15 protein-coding genes and 1 pseudogene are annotated in these 20,341 nt (G+C 67.1%); 9 read left to right on the forward strand and 7 right to left on the reverse strand.

All coding sequences use genetic code 11. The features are described 5' to 3' along the window. The first annotated feature begins 31 nt into the window (after positions 1-31). The 5 genes from QFZ47_RS01515 to QFZ47_RS01535 all read left to right on the forward strand — a co-directional run bounded on the left by QFZ47_RS01515 (position 32) and on the right by QFZ47_RS01535 (position 5,964). Positions 32-745 carry a response regulator transcription factor gene (locus QFZ47_RS01515; RefSeq protein WP_307653937.1) on the forward strand — a complete coding sequence of 238 codons (714 nt, stop codon included), beginning with the start codon at positions 32-34 and terminating at the stop codon, positions 743-745. A 59-nt stretch (positions 746-804) separates the two neighbouring features. Then, positions 805-2,625, forward strand: coding sequence for an ATP-binding protein (locus tag QFZ47_RS01520; protein WP_307653938.1), 1,821 nt, complete (start codon positions 805-807; stop codon positions 2,623-2,625). An 88-nt stretch (positions 2,626-2,713) separates the two neighbouring features. Beyond that, a complete protein-coding gene (locus QFZ47_RS01525) occupies positions 2,714-3,886 on the forward strand; it encodes a cadherin-like domain-containing protein (protein WP_307653939.1) in 1,173 nt (390 codons plus the stop codon). Positions 3,887-4,381: 495 nt separating this feature from the next. Next, positions 4,382-4,882 carry a hypothetical protein gene (locus QFZ47_RS01530; RefSeq protein ID WP_307653940.1) on the forward strand — a complete coding sequence of 167 codons (501 nt, stop codon included), beginning with the start codon at positions 4,382-4,384 and terminating at the stop codon, positions 4,880-4,882. A 146-nt stretch (positions 4,883-5,028) separates the two neighbouring features. Then, positions 5,029-5,964 carry a CsgG/HfaB family protein gene (locus QFZ47_RS01535; RefSeq protein WP_370880552.1) on the forward strand — a complete coding sequence of 312 codons (936 nt, stop codon included), beginning with the start codon at positions 5,029-5,031 and terminating at the stop codon, positions 5,962-5,964. A gap of 17 nt (positions 5,965-5,981) precedes the next feature. Here QFZ47_RS01535 and QFZ47_RS01540 read toward each other — a convergent pair whose 3' ends face one another. The 6 genes and pseudogenes from QFZ47_RS01540 to QFZ47_RS01565 all read right to left on the reverse strand — a co-directional run bounded on the left by QFZ47_RS01540 (position 5,982) and on the right by QFZ47_RS01565 (position 13,636). Further along, positions 5,982-7,064 (reverse strand): hypothetical protein, encoded by a 1,083-nt coding sequence (locus tag QFZ47_RS01540; RefSeq protein ID WP_307653941.1) that lies wholly within the window; start codon positions 7,062-7,064, stop codon positions 5,982-5,984. Positions 7,065-7,203: 139 nt separating this feature from the next. After that, positions 7,204-7,305, reverse strand: a pseudogene (locus tag QFZ47_RS01545) (LysR family transcriptional regulator); the annotation flags it as partial. A 45-nt stretch (positions 7,306-7,350) separates the two neighbouring features. Beyond that, positions 7,351-8,232: an amidohydrolase family protein gene (locus tag QFZ47_RS01550; RefSeq protein WP_307653942.1), complete on the reverse strand. Its 882-nt coding sequence runs from the start codon at positions 8,230-8,232 to the stop codon at positions 7,351-7,353. A gap of 56 nt (positions 8,233-8,288) precedes the next feature. Then, positions 8,289-10,454, reverse strand: coding sequence for a site-specific integrase (locus QFZ47_RS01555; RefSeq protein ID WP_307653943.1), 2,166 nt, complete (start codon positions 10,452-10,454; stop codon positions 8,289-8,291). A 677-nt stretch (positions 10,455-11,131) separates the two neighbouring features. Further along, positions 11,132-12,211, reverse strand: a complete 1,080-nt coding sequence (locus QFZ47_RS01560) for a ParB/RepB/Spo0J family partition protein (RefSeq protein ID WP_307653944.1) — start codon at positions 12,209-12,211, stop codon at positions 11,132-11,134. A gap of 243 nt (positions 12,212-12,454) precedes the next feature. Further along, positions 12,455-13,636 (reverse strand): AAA family ATPase, encoded by a 1,182-nt coding sequence (locus QFZ47_RS01565; protein WP_307653945.1) that lies wholly within the window; start codon positions 13,634-13,636, stop codon positions 12,455-12,457. 582 nt (positions 13,637-14,218) lie between these two features. Here QFZ47_RS01565 and QFZ47_RS01570 point away from each other — a divergent pair. Beyond that, positions 14,219-15,592, forward strand: coding sequence for a replication initiation protein (locus QFZ47_RS01570; RefSeq protein WP_307653946.1), 1,374 nt, complete (start codon positions 14,219-14,221; stop codon positions 15,590-15,592). A 56-nt stretch (positions 15,593-15,648) separates the two neighbouring features. Here QFZ47_RS01570 and QFZ47_RS01575 read toward each other — a convergent pair whose 3' ends face one another. Then, complete coding sequence (locus QFZ47_RS01575; protein WP_307653947.1) at positions 15,649-16,083, reverse strand: MarR family winged helix-turn-helix transcriptional regulator; 435 nt, start codon at positions 16,081-16,083, stop codon at positions 15,649-15,651. 162 nt (positions 16,084-16,245) lie between these two features. Between QFZ47_RS01575 and QFZ47_RS01580 the strand changes: the two genes are divergently transcribed. The 3 genes from QFZ47_RS01580 (at position 16,246) to QFZ47_RS01590 (ending at position 20,331) form a co-directional block, all read left to right on the forward strand. Next, a complete protein-coding gene (locus QFZ47_RS01580; RefSeq protein ID WP_307653948.1) occupies positions 16,246-17,361 on the forward strand; it encodes a substrate-binding domain-containing protein in 1,116 nt (371 codons plus the stop codon). A gap of 140 nt (positions 17,362-17,501) precedes the next feature. After that, complete coding sequence (locus QFZ47_RS01585) at positions 17,502-19,019, forward strand: amidase (protein WP_307653949.1); 1,518 nt, start codon at positions 17,502-17,504, stop codon at positions 19,017-19,019. Positions 19,020-19,104: 85 nt separating this feature from the next. Continuing rightward, the gene (locus QFZ47_RS01590) at positions 19,105-20,331 is read left to right on the forward strand and encodes an urea ABC transporter substrate-binding protein (protein WP_307653950.1); all 1,227 of its coding nucleotides are present in this window, start codon (positions 19,105-19,107) and stop codon (positions 20,329-20,331) included. Positions 20,332-20,341: the final 10 nt, after the last annotated feature.

Raw genomic sequence — 20,341 nt, forward strand, 5'->3', positions numbered from 1 at the left:
CTTCCCGCCCGGAACCGCTAGATTCAGTGGCGTGACTACCCACGAATCGAACCGGCCCCCCAAACACGGCGCTCCTGCCGATGTACGGCGACCGCGTGCCATCCTGGTGGTGGACGACCACGACCTGGTGCGCCTGGGTGTGCGTGCGCTGCTGGAAGCACAGTCCTCCCCGTCGGGCGAGACGGTCGAAGTCTTCGAGGCCGGCAGCCTCGCCGAGGCCCTGGCCCTGTATGACAAAGTCCGGGATGCCGTCGACCTGGTGCTGCTGGACCTGGCCTTGCCCGACACCCAGGGCCTCAGCGGCCTGGTGGAATTTCGCGCTCGCTATCCTGCCGCGCGCATTGTTGCGCTCTCCGGTTCCGGCACCACCTCGCTCGCCCAGAGCATGGTCGCCCAGAACGCGCTGAGTCTGGGCGCCAGCGCCTTCCTGCCGAAATCGGCCAACCTCAAGGAAGTGGTGAGCTTCATCCGGGCCTGCGGACTGCTCGGAAGCGACGCCATCGACGGCTCGCCTCGTCCATCAACCACACCGGTTCGGCCGGCCAAACCCTCCCATGACCGCGCCTGGCAGGCGCTTGCACCGCGGCAGTTGCAGGTGCTTCAGTGGGTACTGGAGGGAAAGACCAACAAGGAGATTGCGGAGGCAGCGTCCCTTGGCGAAGGCACCGTCAAGAACTACGTGTCGACCATCCTGTTGCTGTTCGGCGTACGCTCTCGTGCCCAGTTGATCAGCAGCTTGCGCTGAGCCCCGCCTGCGCGCAGCAAATACAGATGCAGGGACCCAACCCTGCAGGAGGCAATTCGATGAGCGACATCGTGTCGAAGCATTTGGCTGTCGACGCCACGCTGAACCTGCGCATATTGCGCGAGCATGTGGCGTCGGTCTACGCCGGTCACAGCACCGCGATCCTGGCCCATTTCGGCTTTGCCATCGCGCTGGCCATCTTCAGCTACTCGCGTCTCGACTATCCATGGCTGCTGTGCTGGTTGCTCGTTCTTGCCGCAGTGGACCTGTACGCGTTGCTCGCACCGCGCTGGACCCCTGGCATACCGATGTCCGACAGCCCCTATTGGGCGCGCAAGTACGCTCGCCTGGTCACCATGGTCAGCGTCGCAACAGCTCCGGCGCCCTTGTTCCTTGTGTCGACGACGGATCTGGTCATGACCACCGTGTTCACGGTCGTCATCATCGGCAGTTGGACACGCGCGGTGCAGGCACGATGGCCTCTGAAGCCGGCCATGTTCGGATACGGCGTTCCCATGATGACGGGTCTCATTGCCGCCCTGGTCTGGCATGGCAGTGCCCTGAACTGGTTCCTCGCGGCCTTCGGAACCGTCAACCTGGTGCTCACGTTCCGCGCCGGGCTGCAGGAGAACCGGCGGCTGACCGAATCGCTGATCCTGCGCTTCGAGAACGAGGCCCTGGCCGCTCGCCTGAGCGAGCAGATCGCAGCCACCGAGCGCGCCAGCGCCGAAAAGACCCGCTTCCTGGCCACCGCCAGCCACGATCTGCGCCAGCCGATGCACGCCATCGCATTGTTCGGCGCCGCCCTGGAGAATGCCCTGGTCGGTCGGCCCGAGATGAAGAATGCCGAGCGCCTGATGCGCGCGGTCGACACCCTGGGCGCCTCGCTGAACACCATGCTCGATATCTCGCGCCTCGACGCGGGGGTGGTCGTGCCCGAGCCATGCGCCCTGGAACTCGACGCGCTGTTTCGCCCGCTCAACCACACCTTCTCGGCACAGGCCGACCAGAAGAACCTGCAGCTGCGCATTCGCGCCAGCGGGCTGTGGGTGCACAGCGACCCGCAACTGCTGTATCGCATGCTCTCGAACCTGGTCGACAACGCATTGAAGTACACGCAGCAAGGCGGCGTGACCGTGACGGCACTGGCACGCGGCGATCTTGTGTGGATCGAAGTGCGCGACACCGGCATCGGCATTGCGCCCGCGCAGTTGGAGCGCATCTTCGAGGAGTTCTACCAGATCGGAAATCCGGGGCGCGACCGCTCGCGGGGCCTGGGCATCGGGTTGTCGATCGTGCAGCGCCTGTCGCATCTTCTCGCGCATCCGGTGCAAGTGCGCTCGCGTCCGGGCCGCGGTACGTGCTTTCGCCTGGTGGTTCCGACTGCGAAGGCCTCACTGGATGCGCCCGCGGATCTTCTGCTTCAGGATCTCGAGTCGCCGGTACGGCATCGCTTCACGATTCCGGACCTGCGCGGGCGCATCCTGATGATCGACGACGAGTCCGAGATCCGGGAAGCCATGACGGCACTGCTGCAAGCCTATTCCCTCGACGTGGTGGCCGTCGCCGACGAAGCCGCCGCGGTCGAATCGTTGACGCATCCTGATGCGCAAGCCAGGCCGTTCGCACTGCTGCTGTGCGACTACCGGCTGGCCGAAGGTGTGGACGGACTCGATGTCGGCCTGCGCCTGCGCAAGCGCTTTCAGCTCGATGCAACGCTGCTCCTGATCACCGGCGAGACGGCACCCGAGCGGCTGCAGCGCGTACGCGCCTCGGGTGTGCCGGTGCTGTTCAAGCCCGTGAGCGCCGCAACGCTCCTGCAGGCCATGGCCGAGCTCGCGCCTGCGGGCCAGCGAAGCCTGCATCAGCGCAACAAGTGACTTTAGACACTGTGGCGTCGTCTTCGCTTCCCCTAGATTGACACGGGGCCGGATCCCGGCCCTTTGACAATTCAACAGGGAGAATCGTATGAAGAAGGATCCATGGGCGATCGGTACGGTGGCCGTTGCCGTCGCAACGGTGGTGGTGGCATGCGGAGGGGGCGGCTCCAATGGCGCCGGCTTTGCAGCAGGCGGGCTCCCTGCCGGCGCAGGTACCCCCGTCGCTGGCACAGGCAACCCCACGGGCGGCACAGGCGGCAGCCCCACCGGTACCGCGCCAGTGGCGACCAATGACAGCGCGAGCGGCCAGGCGGGTGCCAGCGTTACCGTCGGCGTGCTCGACAACGACCAGGATGCCGACGGCAACCTCGACCGCAATTCGGTGCGCTTCGTGCAGCCACCGGCCGGCGCCACCTTGTCCGGCGACGGACGCAGCCTGCAGGTGCCCAACGAGGGAAGCTGGCAGGTTGGCAGCGACGGGGCGGTGGTCTTCACTCCCGCGAGCGGCTTCACCGGCAGCCCCACGGTGGTCAGCTACACCGTGTCCGATACCACCGGGCTCACGTCCTCGGCCGCGACGATCACCATCACCGTCGCGGTGGCATCAGCCACCAGTTCGGCAGCCTGCTTCAACGAGGGGTTCTTCCGGACGGGAACGACCATGGATCTCGAACACACCGTCAGCGGGGATGGCGCTACGCCGCCTCGGCGCACCGTGAGGACCGTCACGGGACCCAAGGAGTTCAATGGCGCGGCGACCATCGAAACGAAGTCAGATTTCTATGGGGACGACGGCAGCTTCGCAACAACCACCATGGACTACAACGCCATTCAGGATGGCTTCATGCTGTTCTACGGCATGACCAGCAGCAACGTCCGTCAGATAAGCGTGCCGCCGAAGAAGCAACCGATCGCCATGGAGCCCGGACAAACCTTCGACTTCACGTACACGACCAAGAACGAATACGCCGACCGCGTCGAAGAAGCCACGACAACGACGTCCTACACCTACGTGGGTCGCGAGACCCTCCAGAGTGCTGTGGGAACCTTCGCGGCCTGCAAGTTCACCTCGCATGGGGTGAACACTGTCGTCACCCCCGCGCCCATGACACAGACCTTCGACCTGGTCATCTGGGTCGCCGCGGAGGGCCCGTACCGGGGATTTGCGCTGCGCACGGAGGCTGTGGGCCAGTACCCGAATGCACCCACGACCCGCCAAGTGGTGCAGCCCACCAAGATCAGCGTTTTCGATATCAAGTGAGTTCTTGCGGGCTGCTGCGATCCGGACAACCGGCGTTGGCATTGGCGCAGGAAGTGACTTTAGACACTGTAGTGTCGTCTTCGCTTCCCCTAGATTGACACAGGGCCGGATCCCGGCCCTTCGACACTCAACAGGGAAAATCGTATGAAGAAGAATCCATGGGCGATCGGTACGGTAGCCGTTGCCGTCGCGACGGTAGTGGTGGCATGTGGCGGGGGCGGCGGAGGTGGGGGCGGATTTCCAGCCCTCCCCGTCACACCTGCTCCGACGCCTGATGCACCACCACCTCCACCTCCTCCGCCGCCCCCTCCGCCTGCACCCGCGCCCTCGCCCGCGCCCTCCCCCACCAGTTCCGCGCCCTGCTTCAACGAAGGGTTCCTCCGCACGGGAACGACCATGGATTTCGAACTCACCCTCAGCGGGGATGGCGCCACGCCGCCTCGGCGCACCGTGAGCACTGTCACGGGACCCAAGGAGTTCAATGGTGCGGCGACCATGGAAACGAAGGTAGATTTCTATGGGGACGACGGCAGCTACGCAGCAACCAACATGGGCTACAACGCCTTTGTGGGCGGCTTCCTGGTGAGCTACGGCATGACCGGGAGCAACGTCCGCCAGACGATGAGCCCGCCGCGTCGGCAACCGGTCGCCATGGAGCCCGGACAGACCTTCGATTTCACGTACACGACCCGGAACGAATACGCCGACCGTGTCGAAGAAGGCACGACGACGACGGCCTACACCTACGTGGGCCGCGAGACTCTCCAGAGCGCTGTGGGAACCTTCGCGGTCTGCAAGTTCACCACCCATCAGGTGGACACTCCCATCACCTCCTCGCCCACGACGCAGACCTTCGACAAGATCAGCTGGGTCGCCGCGGAAGGCCCGTACCGTGGGTTTGAACTGCGCACGGAGGTCGTGGGCCAGTACCCGAATGCACCCACGATCCGCCAGGTGCTGCAGCCCACCAAGATCAGCGTGTTCGACATCAAGTGAGATCCTGCGGGCTGCTGCGATCCGGGCAACCGGCGTTGGCATCGGCGCCAAGAAGTGACTTTAGACACTGTGGGCAATCCTGCTTTCCCTCTAGATTTGCGCGGGGGCTGATCTCGGCCCTTTCGCAACCAACGGGGGAGGATCGCATGAAGAAGTCCACGGGCAAGCCACGCCAGCAGTCCGCTCTTTCAAACTCGGCCATGGCCACGGCAGTGGCGGCGCTCATGGCTCTGGCGCTCACCGGCTGCCAGAACATGCCCAGCCTCGACATGCAAATGGGCAGCCAGTCCGCCAAGACGGTCGCCACGGGCAGCGCCGCGGGCTCGGCCACGTCCGGTGAGAGCAGCGCCCTCGAGCGCTGCGATTCGCCGCTGGGCACCGTCTCGCTGATCGAGAACGTCGATGCAGGCTGGTACACCGTGCTCACCGGCGAATACAAGCTGCCGCCCACGGCCAACCTGCTGCGCCTGCTGGTGCAGCAGTCGAACTGCTTCGTGGTGATCGAGCGCGGCGCCTCGGGCATGAACGCCATGACGCGCGAGCGCGCGCTCATGCAGTCGGGCGAAATGCGCGGCGGCAGCAACTTCGGCCGCGGCCAGATGGTGGCTTCCGACTACGGCCTTTCGCCCGAGATCGTGTTCAGCAACAACGATGCGGGCGGGCTCGGCGGCACCATTGGCGGGCTGGTCGGCGGCGGCCGCGGCCGCGCCATCGCGAGCCTTGGCGCCAGCCTCCAGACCAAGGAAGCCGCGGCCCTGCTGACGCTCATCGACAACCGCTCGGGCGTGCAGGTCGCGGCGTCGGAAGGCAGCGCCTCCAAGACCGACTTCGCGGGTCTCGGCGAGTTGAGCGGCCTGCGCGGCGGCGGCAACATCGGCGGCTACACCCGCACGCCGCAGGGCAAGCTGATCGCCGCCGCCTTCATGGACGCCTTCAACCAGATGGTGCGCTCGCTGCGCAGCTACAAGGCGCAGACGGTGCGCGGCCAGGGCCTGGGCGGCGGCGGCCGGCTTGGCGTGGACGGCGGCGCGGCGCCTTCGCAGACTTCGGCGCAGCCGGCGTCAGGTCGCAGAAGAAAGTAACCCGGCCCGCAGCGAAGTCACCGCGCCTTATCGCTCGGCTCGGTGCCGCTGTCGGCCAGCAGGTCTGCGCTGCTCAGGCGCTGCGACGCACGGATGATTTCCGGCGCGCCGGCGGTGCGGATCACGCGGCTGCTGCGGGTCAGCACCCGCTTCTTGACCTGCTGCGCGCCTTCGGTCAGGCTGTAGTCGATGCGGTAGTCCCATGCCGCGATCGGCACCTTGCGGTTGCCAAGGCGCTCGATGCGCACTTCCGCCGCGCTGCGTTCGCCGGGCCTGAGTTCGGTGGCCTGCGAAAAGCCCCGCCCGACACCGATGACCGCCCCGGCATCGTCGTACAGCGTGACCAGCACTTCGACGATGGTCAGCGCCAGGGCGTCCTTGCGCGCGTTGGCAAGGCGGCCGAACAGCCACACCTCGTCCGCCTGCTGCACCAGGCGCACACGCGTGAACTGCAGCGGCGGCCCCTCGGTCGTCCAGAACGGCGCCGACAGCGCTTGGGCCTGCAGCTCGTGCCGCGTGACGGTCTGGTCGCCCGGCAGCTTGATCAGCACCGGCGCTGTCTCGCCGGGCATCAGCGTGCCGATCGGCACCGATTCGCTGCTCTCGCCGATGCGGTTGTCGCGGTCGTAGAAGATCGCCTTGAGGTTCGGCCGCTCGAGCGCGGTGCCGCTCTCGTTGCGCGCCGTCACCAGCAGCCAAGGCTGCGCCGAACTGCCGCTGCCCGCCAGCACCTGGCGCGCATCGAGCCTGAGGCCCTCGCCCGGAATCGTGCGCGACGCCATCGAGGCGCCACCCGGCTGGTTGCGGTCCACGACATAGGCCATGACGCCGAAAACGCCGGTGACCAGCACCACGACCGCCGCGACCGCGAGGCCCATCGACCGGACCACGCTCCTGCTGCGCGCCGACTGCTCGACCGCCAGCCTTCGTCCGGCTTCGTCCTTGACCTGCTCGAGCACCCGCTCCAGCCGGTCAGAGACGTTGTCTTCGACGATCGACACCGAACCGCAATGCGCGCAGGCGTATTGGTTGAGCCCGGCGCGCTGGAGCACGCCGCTGCCGCATTCACCGCACTTGAGCGTTTGCAGGTTGATGGTCAAAGAGGTTTCCTCGGTGGCAATGGCAATGGCGGCGCGGTCCCGCGCGCATCTTAGCGAGGAAGGTGCGCGCGCCAGGTATGCCGCCGCGACATATCTAAAGGTGCCCGGCCCGGATAGCGAAGCGCCGCCCGAGTGGCGACCGGCTGAGCGCGGGCTGGGCCACGTCGATCATGATCGACGCCCGCGTGAAGCTCCCCAGTTCGGCCACGCGAACGAAGTACTCCAGCTGCTTGAGGTCCATGGGGCTGGAGTCTAGGCTTGCCGTGCGGCAAGCGCCTGCCCCGTCTCAGGCCCAGTACAGCCCCATCGGGTTGTCCACGAGCAGCTGCTGCTGCAGCTGCTTCGTGCGCGCGATGCGCGGAATCATGTCGACCAGCGTGCCGTCGTCGGGCATGTGCGTCTTGAGGTTGGGATGCGGCCAGTCGGTGCCCCACAGCACGCGGTCCGGGAAGGTCTCGACCAGGCGCTGCGCGAACGGCACGACATCATCGTAGGCCGGCGGCCCGGAGACCGACACGCGCTCGGGGCAGCTCACCTTCGTCCACACATTCGGATGCTCGCGCATGAGCCGCACGAAGCGCTCGAACTGCGGCCCGTCGACCGGCTGGGTCACATCGGGCCGGCCCATGTGATCGACCACCACGATCGTCGGTAGGCGGGTGAAGAAATCCCAGAGCTCGGGCAGGTCCTGCGCCTCGAAATACACGACCACGTGCCAGCCCAGCGGCGCGATGCGCTCGGCGATGCGCATCAGCACCTCGCGCGGCGTGAAGTCGGCCAGGCGTTTGAGGAAGTTGAAGCGCACGCCGCGCACGCCAGCCTCGTGCAGGCGGCGCAGTTCGGCCTCGCTCACGTCGGGTGCGACCAAGGCCACGCCGCGCGCGCGCCCGGTTGAATGCGCGATGGCATCGAGCAGCGCGCGGTTGTCGCTGCCGTGGCAGGTCGCCTGCACGATCACGTTGCGCTCGAAGCCCAGCAGGTCGCGCAAGGCGAAGAGCTGCTCCTTCGAAGCGTCGCAGGGCGTGTACTTGCGCTCGGGCGCGTAGGGGAACACGGCACCCGGGCCGAAGACGTGGCAGTGCGCGTCCACTGCGCCGGGCGGCGGCGTGAAGCGCGGCTTCAACGGGTTCGGGTGGAAGCACAGCCAGTTCTTGTCCATCGTTTGCATGGCTCGCATCTTGCGCAGATTCCCACCGGCGAGCGAGCGCCAAGGCGCGCTAGCAGCTAGCGCAATTCGGTATGGCTCTGCGCGTGCGCGGCCGCCAGGTACATGGCCGTGGTTCCCACCGAGGCGTGTCCGAGGTTGTTCTGCACGACCTGGATTGGCACCGGCACCTGCCCTTCCCTGCCCCGAAGCGCATGGGATCCATGCGAGTGCCGCAGCCAGTGAGTGCTCGCTTTCTTGAGCTGCTGCGCGTCGGGGCCGCGCAGGCCGGCGGCGGCCTGTGCGACAAAGGCCTTGATCGCCTGGTACAGGCCCGAGGCCGACCATGCGGCCGGGCGCCGGAGTTCGGCGTCGAATCGCGCCAGCAGGTGGATGCCGCGGTTGCTCGCGGCGCCGACCTGCCGCTCGAAGCCATGCCGGGCGAGCTCGTCCTCCAGCTCGGCCACCAGCGCCGGCGGCACCGGCACCCGGCGGCAGCGCCCGCCCTTGCCGGCCACCGCCAGTTGCCAGCCGGTGGCCAGCGCGCCGTCGGCGCTGCGATACTCGATCTGTTCCAGGTCCTCGCACCTGGCACTGGTGATCTCGGCCAGCCGCAGGCCGGTCGCATAGAGCCAGCGCATGCCGCGCCGCAGCCGGCGCCTGGCCTCCGTGTCGGCATGCGCCTGGAGCAGCGCGTCGACGTGGTCCCACTGCGCGAAGCTCAGCGCGCGGCTGGAGTCCAGCGGCTGCTGCAGGCTCGCGGGCGGCGCGAGCGTGGCAAAGGGATTGCCCACCAGGTAGTTCCGGTTCACCAGAAAGGCGTGCAGGCTGCGCAGGATCGCGATGGCCTGGCGCAGCGCCGAAGGCGCCAGCGGCCCTTCCATCGGCCGCCACAGCGGCGACCAGCGCTGGTGATGGCGCGCGCCGCACCAGTGGGTGGGCGGATCGAGCAGGAAGTCGCGGTAGTCGATCGCATCCTCGACGGTGAGCGACGACAGTGCCTTCCCGCGCTCCAGCACGGCCCAGAGCAGCAGGCGCTCGGCCTCCTTGCGATAGGCGCGCTGGGTGGCCGACAGGTCGCCCGTGGCATCGCCCGCGCGCTTGGCGCTGAGCCACGCACCCACGGCCTCGTGGTCGTTGGCCGCCATGAGCAGGCACTGCCCGCGCGGCGCGCGGTTGCTGCCTGCGCTGCCGTCGAGTTCGGCGGGAAGCACGAATTTCTCGTAGGGCACGAGCGCGGTGCCGCCCGGCACCACCGCGGCAAGCGCCAGCGGGCCGAGCTGCGCCCTGGGCGTCATCGCGTGGGCGCCGATGCGCAGCCCGAGCACCTGCTCGTTGGCGCGCAGCCAATCGAGGATGCGCGCCGCCTTCAGCTCGCCCACGCCCGGCACATGCGCCCACCAGCGCGCGCCGATGCCGTTGATGCGCTCGACCAGCGCGTGGAGCGTGCGCAGGCCGGCGCGTTCCAGGCGGCTTGCCATCGAGGGATTGAGCCATGCCGACACGCTGTCGAGCGGGCGCGGGTCCTGGGCCACGAGGTTCTCGAGCCAGCGCAGCGCTTCGAGCTGGCGCTCGACCACCCGGGCGCGCCGCGAGGGCCGGGCGCCCTGCCCTGCCCTGCCCGCGGCCGGGTAGGCGGCCTCATAAGCCTCGACCTGTTCGGATTCGGAGAAATCTTCCAGGCCGTTCGCCTCGGCGAACTCGGCAAGGCTGGGCAGCGCCGGCGCTGCGGAGAAGCGGTCCGCGTCGAGCAGGATCAGGCGGGCGGTGCCCGGCCTGTGCTCGCGCCGCGCGGCCGCCGCGAATTCGTCGCGGATCCAGGCGATGGTGCGGCGCACGGTGCGCAGATCGGTGTGCTCGCCCTCCAGCCGCAGGTAGCGATCCCAGCTGGCCCGTTCGTCGAGCCCCTGGGCCAGTGCCCGCATGAACGCGAAGTGTCCGCGGTGCAGCTTGCGCGGATTCACGGCCTTCATGAGGCCGATGTCGGGTTCCGCTCGCCGGCCGGCTGCCAGAACTTCCACCATGGGCGCGGCGGGGGGCCCGGGATCCTCCGGCAGCTGCTGCAGCTGGCTCACCCGCGTGCGCCGGCGCTGCTCGACCTCGAGCGCATGCGCGATGCCGAACGCCTCGCGGTCGCCGCGGCCCGCAAGGGCTCGCCAGCTCGACGCCAGGCGCGCGAGTTCGTCGTCATCGACGTGGGACAGCTGGGAGGGTGTGGGGACGGCAGGCATGTCTGTCGCACTCATGCGGCGTTCCATCTCGCCGTTGCGGCGGGATGGAACATGGCGTTGGCTCGTGCCTGCCGGCCGTTGGGTACGGTGGTCGTTGTCATGATTTGGCTGATGATAACTGAAGTAATCATCAATACACATTTTGTGTTGCAATCAAGCATCTCCACGAGTACTCCGGCCTAAGTTGTTGATTTTATTGGATTTTATCCGGGTTGGTCGAGATCTTCCAAGTGCCGCCAGATCCCTGGCGCCCTTGAAACTGCCCGCAGATCGCTGAGATGAGCTGTCTGCGCAGCGCCTGCCCACCGGCCCGATCCGCCTGTCAGGCCTCCCCTGCCGTCGGCCAGGAGCGCCCGCCGCCTTGGCCCGGATCACCTTGCTCCCGGCAAGGACGAGAGCGGCAGAGACGACTGGAGGCCGCGAAGACAAGGAGAAGCGCAGTGCAAGGGCCACGCCTCGCATGCCCCGGCGTATCAGGCGCGAGTCGTGGTTTGGCCGCAAACGCCGCCCGGCCCGCATAGATGAGCCGGGCGCCATGAGGCAACCCAGGCGGGCACGCCCTCCTCCCTGCTCGGCGGCCTGCGGGCTCCTGGTCTGGATGCCACAGCGGCCGCGGAACGTCTGAGGACGCGGTCGAAGTAAATCCCAACGGTTCTCACAATTGCCATGCCGCCCTCCCCCGGCAGGCAAATTTACAGCGTGCGTGCCTTGCGCAAGGTTTCGGCGATGCCGGCTTCGAGTGCTTCCTGGCTGGCTCCGGTGGCGGCTTCCGGAACGATGGTGATCGTGATCTCTCCGCTCTTGGCGCGCACCAGCGTGCCGATCTTCTCCCCTGCGGACAGGATGTCGAGCTTCTCCGAGCGCTCGAAGCCGGGCTTGGCATCGAGCAGCCGGGCCACCACCATCGCCGGCGCGAGGCTGTGGCCCCGCAGCCTTTCCACGCGCTTCAGGACGCCGCGGCGGTCTTTTTCCATGGCGGCGTTGATCTGCTCGGCATGCCGGAAGCTGATCTCCAGCGGACTGCGGAAGCACTCCACCACCGCCGTCGGCAGCTGCGCCACCATCAGCGCCTTGCGCACCCAAGTATGGCTCACGCCGAGCGCCTCGGCCAACTGGCGCTGCGTTGGGAACAGCTGCTCTTCCAGCGCGCGCTGGTACATCAGGCCCTGCTCGTAATTGGACAGATCCGCGCGTTCGCGATTCTCCCGGTCCATCGCGGCGAAGAGCGCCGCATCGCCCAGCTCGTCGACCCAGATGGACGCCAGCACCGGGATGCCGAGCTCCAGCGCGGCCCGATGCCGGCGGTGGCCGAAGACGATCTCGAACTGGCCGGGTTCGTCCTTGAGCGGCCGCACCAGGATCGGCTGGACGTTGCCGCCGGCGTGCTCGATGTCCGCCTTCAGGCCTGCGAAGGCACTGCTCGTGAACGAGGCGTCGTGGCGGTTCGCCCAGCGGCTGGGATGGATGGTTTTCGGGTCCATCTTCCGCGTGGGCAGCGACCCTTCGTACTGGCTGAGCTTTTCGCGCAGCGCCGCCATCTCTCCTTCGACCTGCTGGATCTGGCCCCGGAAAGCCATCATCTGGCCAGGGCCGGTGCGCGGCGCGAGCGAGCCGCCGACGGCCGGTGGAAACCTGGTTTCCACGGCGTTCGATGCCGACGGGGGCACCGCGGGAGCGGCCGCCGGGGCCGGCGCATCGACCGGATCCCTTGCGGCTTCGGGAAGCATCAGGCCGGCGGTCAATGCCTCCAGCCGCTTGCGGGTGCTAGCCATGATGGACACTCCTTGGCGCGGCATGCGCCGCCTTCGATGTCGGGAAGCGAGGCCTTCTGCAGGCGCAGTCCGCGGCATCCGGCAGGTTTTGCGGCATCGCTGCGCCGCAGCCGGCTCGCGGAACTTGCGGCCGTGGAAACCAGGTTTCCATGGCTTTCGGTGCGCCGCGTACAGACAGAACGATCCGCCCGGTGGAAACCAGGTTTCCACTCGGGGCGGCTCCTGGAAGCATCGCCAGCTTTCTCATTGCTTGGCCTTTCCCTGCGCCGTCCATGCGCCGATCACCGATTGCTCGACGAGCTCCACGAACGAATCGTAGGCGTCCACCGCGCGCTTGTATGTCTTGGCGGCGCCTTCGTATTTCTGGACGTCGTAGACGGTCGCGAACTCGGCCGCCTTGTTGCTGGTCACGCTGGTCTTGGGGATTTCCACCGGCAGGGTGTATTCGCCGTAGGTGGCCTGGATCCACTGCCGCACCGCCGGCATGGCCGGGTCGGCCGCGTCCACGCGGCTCAGCAACACGTGCAGGAAGTCGAAGGCCTTGCCTTCGCGGTCCTTGCTCTGGCCGTCCAGGTTGCCGCCCAGGTCGGCGAGCAGCGACCAGAACTGGGCCGACGATGCGAAGTCGAGGCCCGAGGGCGGCACCGGCACGACGATGCCGTTCGCGGCCCACAGCGCGTTGATCGTGACATACGAAAGGGAAGGGGGCGTGTCGATCACGATCACGTCGTACAGGTCCCGCACCGTCTCCAGGCCTTCGTTGAGCACGTCCCAGAACTTGGCGCCGGGCTGCTGCATCTGGCGCGCGGGGAGGGCGAACTCGGCGGAGAACAGGAACGGGGCGGCGGCGACCAGGTCGATCCCGTCCCAGTAGGTCGACCGGATGGCGTAGCGGATGTCGCTCTCGGATCCGTCGCACAGCGGCCCGATCGTCATGTCCTCGGTGACCTCGGCTTCCGGCAGCAGGCCGTGCAGCGTGGTGAGCGAGCCCTGCGGGTCGGTATCGATCGCGAGCACGCGGTGCCCGCGCAGGCTGAGCCCTTGGGCCAGCACCATGGCCGTGGTCGTCTTGGCCACGCCGCCCTTGAAATTGCCCACGGCGATCGTGATGGCCTTTCGGCCGGCCGGCCGCATCTTTTCCGCGCGGTAGGTCCGGGTCCACCGGCGCAGTTCGTCCAGCTCGAAGGTCCGCTTGCCGCCCGAAGGGGTCAGCCGCCCGGCCGGAAGATCTTCCTTGGTGATGCGATAGGCCACGTGCGCCTTGTCGACGCCGCAGAGCGCGGCAAGCTGCGCGGTGGAGTAGGTGGGTGGAATCTTGCGGGCTTCCGGCGCCAGCAGCATGCCCCGGATCTGCTCCACCATCGACCCGGCCCGAGTCGCCAGCGCCGCGATCTTCTGCATGTTGATGGTTTGGCGGGGAGGCACCTGGACGTCGCTGGAAACCAGGTTTCCAGCGATCGAGGGAACGGGAACGGACATTTTGTTTGACCTTATTCGACAGAATACGGCAATTCTATGAGAATCTGTCGAATGAACAAGTTTCGCGGAGAAGTCAGCTGCAGTCTCGCGAAGTATTGTGAGAGGGATTGGGGACCCAGACCCCGGGGCCTCGCAGCTCAGGCGCCGCAACACTCGAAAGCTGGGGGCAGGGCACCCTTCGAGGGTCTTTTGCGCGCCCTGTGCCCGTCTTGCCCCCCAAACAGGGATGCCACCGGGGGCTGGAACCCATATCCACTCACATTGGAACCCATCCGGACTCACAAAAGTGCCTCCAGTCTCCCAACAAGGCTCACTCCAAATCCCAGCCGTTCTCACATTCAATCCCAACCGATCTCACGTCAAAGAGCGTAAGTGGCTGTCACGATGGAGAAAAACCGAATCCCAAATCTTCAATCCCCCAAGTGTTTATCTGCAAACATACCAAGGCACCATTGCCCGTGTAGTGTGAATTGACGAATTCACAATGCAAGGGCATGATGTGAAACCATCTGATTGCCGCTGCGGACCATGGTCGAAGAAGACAATTCACATTCCCGATCTCCACCGCGGCAATCGCCCACGGCGGAGGAGCAGAGCGTTGCCAAGGCCAACGAGGCCATTGCCATCCGTCCCAAGCGCGGCCGGCTCACCCTGCTGTCGCGGCGCATCTACAACGCGCTGCTCTACCACTCGCAGCGCCAGGGCGTGGACGAGCCGGTCTATCGGCTGACGCTGAGCGAACTGATCGGCGACGCCCGCTTCAACTCCAACAACACCGAGCTGCTCAAATCGCACCTGCGCGACATGCAGGCCACGACCATCGAATGGTCGACCAGCAGCAGTTCGCTGAAGCGGTGGGTGTCCTCGCAGCTCCTGGGCACGGTCACGATCGAGGAGCAGGGCAGGGGGCGGCCCTGCATGGTGACCTGGCGCTATCCGGACGAGATCAAGGAGCGGCTGGTCAAGCCGCACCAGTACACGCGCGTGCTGCTCGAGATGAGCAGCCAGATGCGCAGCTATTCCGCGGCGGTGCTGTACGAGATCGGCGCGCGCTATCTGACCTCGCCGGGGCGGCTGTCGATGCGCGAGGACGTGGTCTGGTGGGCTGCGGTGCTGACGGGCCGCAGCGACATCAAGGAGGTCGACTACCGCTTCCTCAAGCGCGACGTCATCAGCAAGGCGTTGGCCGAGATCGACGCGCTGTGCGAGGACTTCGGGCTGGAGCTGATCGAGCACAAGCGCGGCCGCAAGATCGAGGAGATCCAGTTCCGGGTCGTTCCCAAGGTCCAGCAGCGCCTGGGCGACATCAGCGCGTCGAACCGCAACGTCTTCGACCTGGAGCTGGTGGGTCGCCTGATCGCGCTGGGCCTGAAACAGGACGAGGCCCAGGATCTCTACGCCACCACCGACGAAGGGCAGATCCGCGCCACGCTCGACCATGTCGACCAGCGGCTGCGCAACGCCACGATGCCCGGGCTCAAGTCGCCGGCGGCCTATTTCAAGGATGCGCTGAAGAAGGGCTATGCCGGCGTGACCGCGATGGAGCCGGCGCCCAGCAGCGGCCCGGCGCCTGCGCTGGCGCCGCCCGCGGCGGTGCTGTCGGAGGCCGACCGGCTGCGGCGCATCCGCGAGCTCTGGGAGAACGACCGCATGGGGCAGGCGCGCGCCGTGTTCGCCGAGATGCCGCAGCCGATGCAGGCCGACGTGCGCACGCGCTTCGAGGCCGAACGGCTCGATCAGGTGGCGGCCCCTATCGCGCGCGCCTGGCGGCGCGACGGCCCGGCCAGCCGCGTGGCCGCGACCACCTTCTTCCGCTGGCTCGCAGAGGACACCTGGCCGGAAGCGCCGTCCGACCGGGTGCTGCTGGATTTCGCGCTTCAGCGCGGCGTGGCCGGCCTCTGATGCTGTCTATTATGTGAGCGCATACTTATCTCTCGAAGTGCGCAGCCGCGAGGGCTTCAGTCTGCTTCGCACTCGGCGATGAAAGTTTCCAGCAGCTTCTTGAGCTGGCTGGTCTTGCGCGGGCCCAGCGCTTCCTCGATCACATGGTGGTGCGCGTCCACGCTTTTCTTGAGCCGCGACACCGTCTCCAGCCCGAGGTCGGTGATATAGACCAGCACCCGCCGGCTGTCGGCCGCGTCGGCGGCGCGCTGCACCAGGCCGCGGCTCACGAGCTTGTCGATGTTCTTGGTGAGCGCCGGGTGGTTGAGCAGCACCAGTTCGGCCAGCTCGCCCATGGAGCGCCCCTGCTCGTCGGCGAGCACCTGGAGGATGCGCCAGTGCTCCTCGGTCACCTCCTCCGCCGCGATCGACTGGGCCAGGCCGAGTCGCATGCGCCGGTTGGCGGAGGCCAGCAGATACGCCAGATACTGCGAAATGTCTTGCTCGGGCATGGGGCGAGGCAACGGTCTTTGTCGCGTGGTTGGGAGCCGCCAGTTTAGCAACGATCCTTTTCCCAGGAAAGTATTGGCGCGATTTTTGCGATAGCTTCTGCCCAGTTGCCGTCTTGGTGCGTTGCCCGGGAGCTCCCGATGTTTTCTTCCCCTGGATCGGTCATGCGTCGCCCGCCCGTCTTCATGCCGGGCGGCGCGCCGTTCACGAGGGCCGAGCGGCCGGCGCTCGCGCGGCAGGAACTCCAGATCGCGCTGTGCGTGCCGCTGGGCGGCACGGCCGGCATCTGGGGGCCGTCCGCGATGTCGTCGGCCAAGCTGGCCGTCGCAGAGCTCAACCGCGAGGCGGGCATCGGCGGGCGCGGCTGCCGGCTCCTGACCGTCAACGCGGCGGACGATGCGCCCGACATCGAGGCCACGCTGATCGAGCTGGTCCAGGCGGGCGACATCGACGCCATCATCGGCATGCACACCAGCGCCGTGCGCCAGCGCATCCTGCGGGCCGTCGGCGGCCAGATCCCGTTCGTCTACACCCCGCTCTACGAAGGCGGGGAGTCGACGCCGGGCGTCTTCGCCATCGGCGAGACGACGGCGCGCCAACTCGGGCCGGCGATCCGCTGGCTCGGCGCGCGCAAGCGCCCGCGGCGCTGGTTCGCCATCGGCAACGACTACGTGTGGCCGCACGTGTCGCACCGCATGGCGCGCGGCTACATCGCCGAGGCCGGTGGCGAGCTGGTCGGCGAGATGTACGTGCCCTTCGGCACCACCGACTTTTCCGAGGCGCTCGATGCGCTGCGCCAGGGCAGGGCAGACGCGGTCGTGTTGTCGCTGGTCGGGCAGGACGCGATCGAGTTCAACCGCGCCTTCGGCGCCGCCGGCCTGTCGCGCGCGATGTTCAGGCTGTCCTGCGCCATCGGCGAGAACGAGCTGCTGGGCATCGGCGCCGACAACGCGGAGGATCTCTACGTCGCCTGCGGCTACTTCGCCACGCTCGACACCGAAGCCAACCTGGCCTTCAAGGAGCGCTACCGCTCGCACTTCGGCGAGCGCGCGCCCACGCTCAACACCTTCGGCCAGTCGACCTACGAGGGCATGCACTTCCTGGCGGCGCTGCTCGAGCGCCAGCAGCGCCCGGCGGCCTGCCATGAGCGCCTGGGCGCTTCGCCGCTGCGCTACCGCAGCGCGCGCGATGCAGCCTATGGCGCCGACGGCATCACCCGCACCCCCATCTACCTGGCCCGTGCGGAGGGCAACGTGTTTCGCGTGATCACGCAGCTGTAAGCGGTCCAGCCGAGCATTTTATTTTCCAAGGAAAATAAAATGCTTGACTTGGAAAATATCAGATTCCAGAATCCCTCCGTGTCGCGCCCATGCCCGATGGGCTGCAGGCGAACCCTTCCACCCGAAACACGGAGTCGCACATGGCCATCAAGCGCCCCACCCTGGACCAGCTGCAAGACGTGGCGCTGAGCCTTGGCATCCACCTGTCCGAAGCGCAGGCGAGCAGCTACAACGCGCTGCTGCAGGCCAACTTCGATGCCTACGACGCGGTCGATGCGATGCCCGACTACCTGCCCGTGGTGAGCTACGCGCGCACGCCCGGCTACCGCCCGCTGGGCGAGGAGAACAAGTACGGCGCCTGGTACGTCAAGACCACGATCAAGGGCAAGCCCGAGGGCAAGCTCGCCGGCAAGACCGTGGTGCTGAAGGACAACGTCTGCCTGGCCGGCGTGCCGATGATGAACGGCGCCTCCACGCTCGAAGGCTATGTGCCGAACGTGGACGCCACGGTCGTCACGCGGCTGCTCGACGCCGGCGCCACGGTGGTGGGCAAATCGGTCTGCGAGTACTTCTGCTTCTCGGGCGGCTCGCACACCAGCGCCTCGGGGCCGGTGCACAACCCGCACCGCATGGGCTACTCGGCCGGCGGTTCCTCGTCGGGCAGCGCGGCGCTGGTGGCCGCGGGCGAGGTCGATCTTGCGATCGGCGGCGACCAGGGCGGCTCCATCCGCATGCCGGCGTCCTACTGCGGCATCTACGGCATGAAGGCCACGCACGGCCTGGTGCCGTACACGGGCGTGATGCCGATCGAACTCACCCTCGACCACACGGGCCCGATGACGGCCAACGTGACCGACAACGCGCTGATGCTCGAGGTGCTGGCCGGCCCCGACGGGCTCGATCCGCGCCAGCATGCAGGCCAGACCGCCAAGCCCTACAGCGAGCTCATGAAGGACGGCGTGCGCGGCCTGCGCATCGGCATCGTCAAGGAGGGCTTCGGCTGGCCCCAGTCGGATGCCGCCGTCGGCGCCAAGGTGCGCAAGGCGGCCGAGGTGTTCACCAGGTTGGGCGCCATCGTCAGCGATGTGTCGGTGCCGATGCACGCGGTCGGCCCGGCGATCTGGCTGCCGATCGCCGCCGAGGGCGCGACCCAGCAGATGATGAAGGACAACGGCCACGGCTTCAACTGGAAGGGCCTCTACGTCACGAGCATGGTCGACTTCCATGCCGGCTGGAAGCAGCGCGCCGACGAACTCTCGGAAACGCTCAAGCTCACGATGGTGCTGGGCGAGTACTTCATCAAGCACTACCGCGGCCACTACTACGCCAAGGCGCAGAACCTCGCGCGCCAGCTGACCGCGGCCTACGACAGCACGCTGGCCGACTTCGACCTGCTGCTGATGCCCACGCTGCCGATCACGGCCACGCCGCTGCCCGCGCCCGGCGCGAGCATCGAGGAAGTGGTCACGCGCGCCTTCGAGGTGCTGCCCAACACCTGTCCCTTCGACGTCACGGGCCACCCGTCGATGAGCGTGCCCTGCGGGCTCATCGACGGCCTGCCGGTCGGGATGATGCTCACCGGCCGCCACCACGACGAAGCCACCATCTACCGCGCCGCCTATGCCTTCGAGCAGGCTGGCGACTGGAAAGCCATCTGAGGCTTTCACCCGCTTTCCTTCCGTTCCTGCCTTTCTCATAAACACAGCGGCGGCTGCGCCCGCCGAACAACGAGGAGTTAGTTCCATGGATCGTCGTTCCTTCATCCAGTCGTCGGCCGCCGCCCTGGCGGGCACCGCGGTGCCGCTGTTCCCGATGGCCGCCATGGCGGCCGACGAGATCGTGGTCGGCAGCATCATCGACATGTCGGGCGGGCTGGACATCTACGGCAAGCCGATGGCCGACTGCATGACGCTCGCGGTCGAGGAGCAGAACGCGGCCGGCGGCCTGCTGGGCAGGAAGCTCAAGCTGGCCACCTACGACCCGCAGTCGAACATGCAGCTCTATGCGCAGTTCGCGCAGCAGTCGGCGCTCAAGGACAAGTCGACGGTGGTAATGGGCGGCATCACCTCGGCCTCGCGCGAGGTGATCCGGCCGGTGCTCACGCGCAACAAGACGCTGTACTTCTACAACACGCAGTACGAGGGCGGCGTGTGCGATCGCAACACCTTCTGCACCGGCGTCACGCCCGGGCAGACCGTTGCCAAGCTCATCCCCTATGCGATGAAGAAGTGGGGCAAGAAGGTCTACGTGGTGGCGGCCGACTACAACTATGGCCAGATCACGTCGCAGTGGGTGAAGAAGTTCGTGCAGGACAACGGCGGCTCGGTGGCGTCCATCGACTTCTTCCCGCTCGACGTGACCAACTTCGGCCCGACCATCTCGAAGATCGAGGCGGCCAAGCCCGACATGATCGTCTCGGCGCTGGTCGGCGGTGCGCACATCTCGTTCTACCGCCAGTGGGCGGCCGCGGGCCTGACCAAGAAGATCCCGCTCGCGTCCACCACCTTCGCGGGCGGCAACGAGCACATCGTGCTGTCGCAGGCGGAGACCGACGGCTTCCTCATTTCGTACAACTACTTCCAGAACCTCGACACGCCGCAGAACAAGGCCTTCAAGGAGCGCTTCTACAAGCGCTTCGGTGCCGACTATCCCAACATCACCGAGCTTGCGATGGGCACCTACCAGGGCTTCAAGCTCTGGGCCGAGGGCGTGAAGAAGGCCGGCTCGCTGGACCGCGAGAAGATGATCGCGGCGCTGGAGACCGGCATCGGCATCGACGGCCCGAGCGGCAAGGTCACGCTCGATGCGGCCACCCACCACTGCGTGCTGAACGTGAGCATCGCGGAGGTGCGCAACAAGCAGCTCAACATCGTCGAGACCTTCCAGCAGCAGCCGCCGGTGGACACCAGCGCGGTCTGCAACCTCGTGAAGAATCCGAAGGACAACCAGCAGTACGTGATCAAGGCCTGAGGGCAGGGCG

Source organism: Variovorax paradoxus (assembly GCF_030815975.1).
Taxonomy (GTDB): Bacteria; Pseudomonadota; Gammaproteobacteria; order Burkholderiales; family Burkholderiaceae_C; genus Variovorax; species Variovorax paradoxus_N.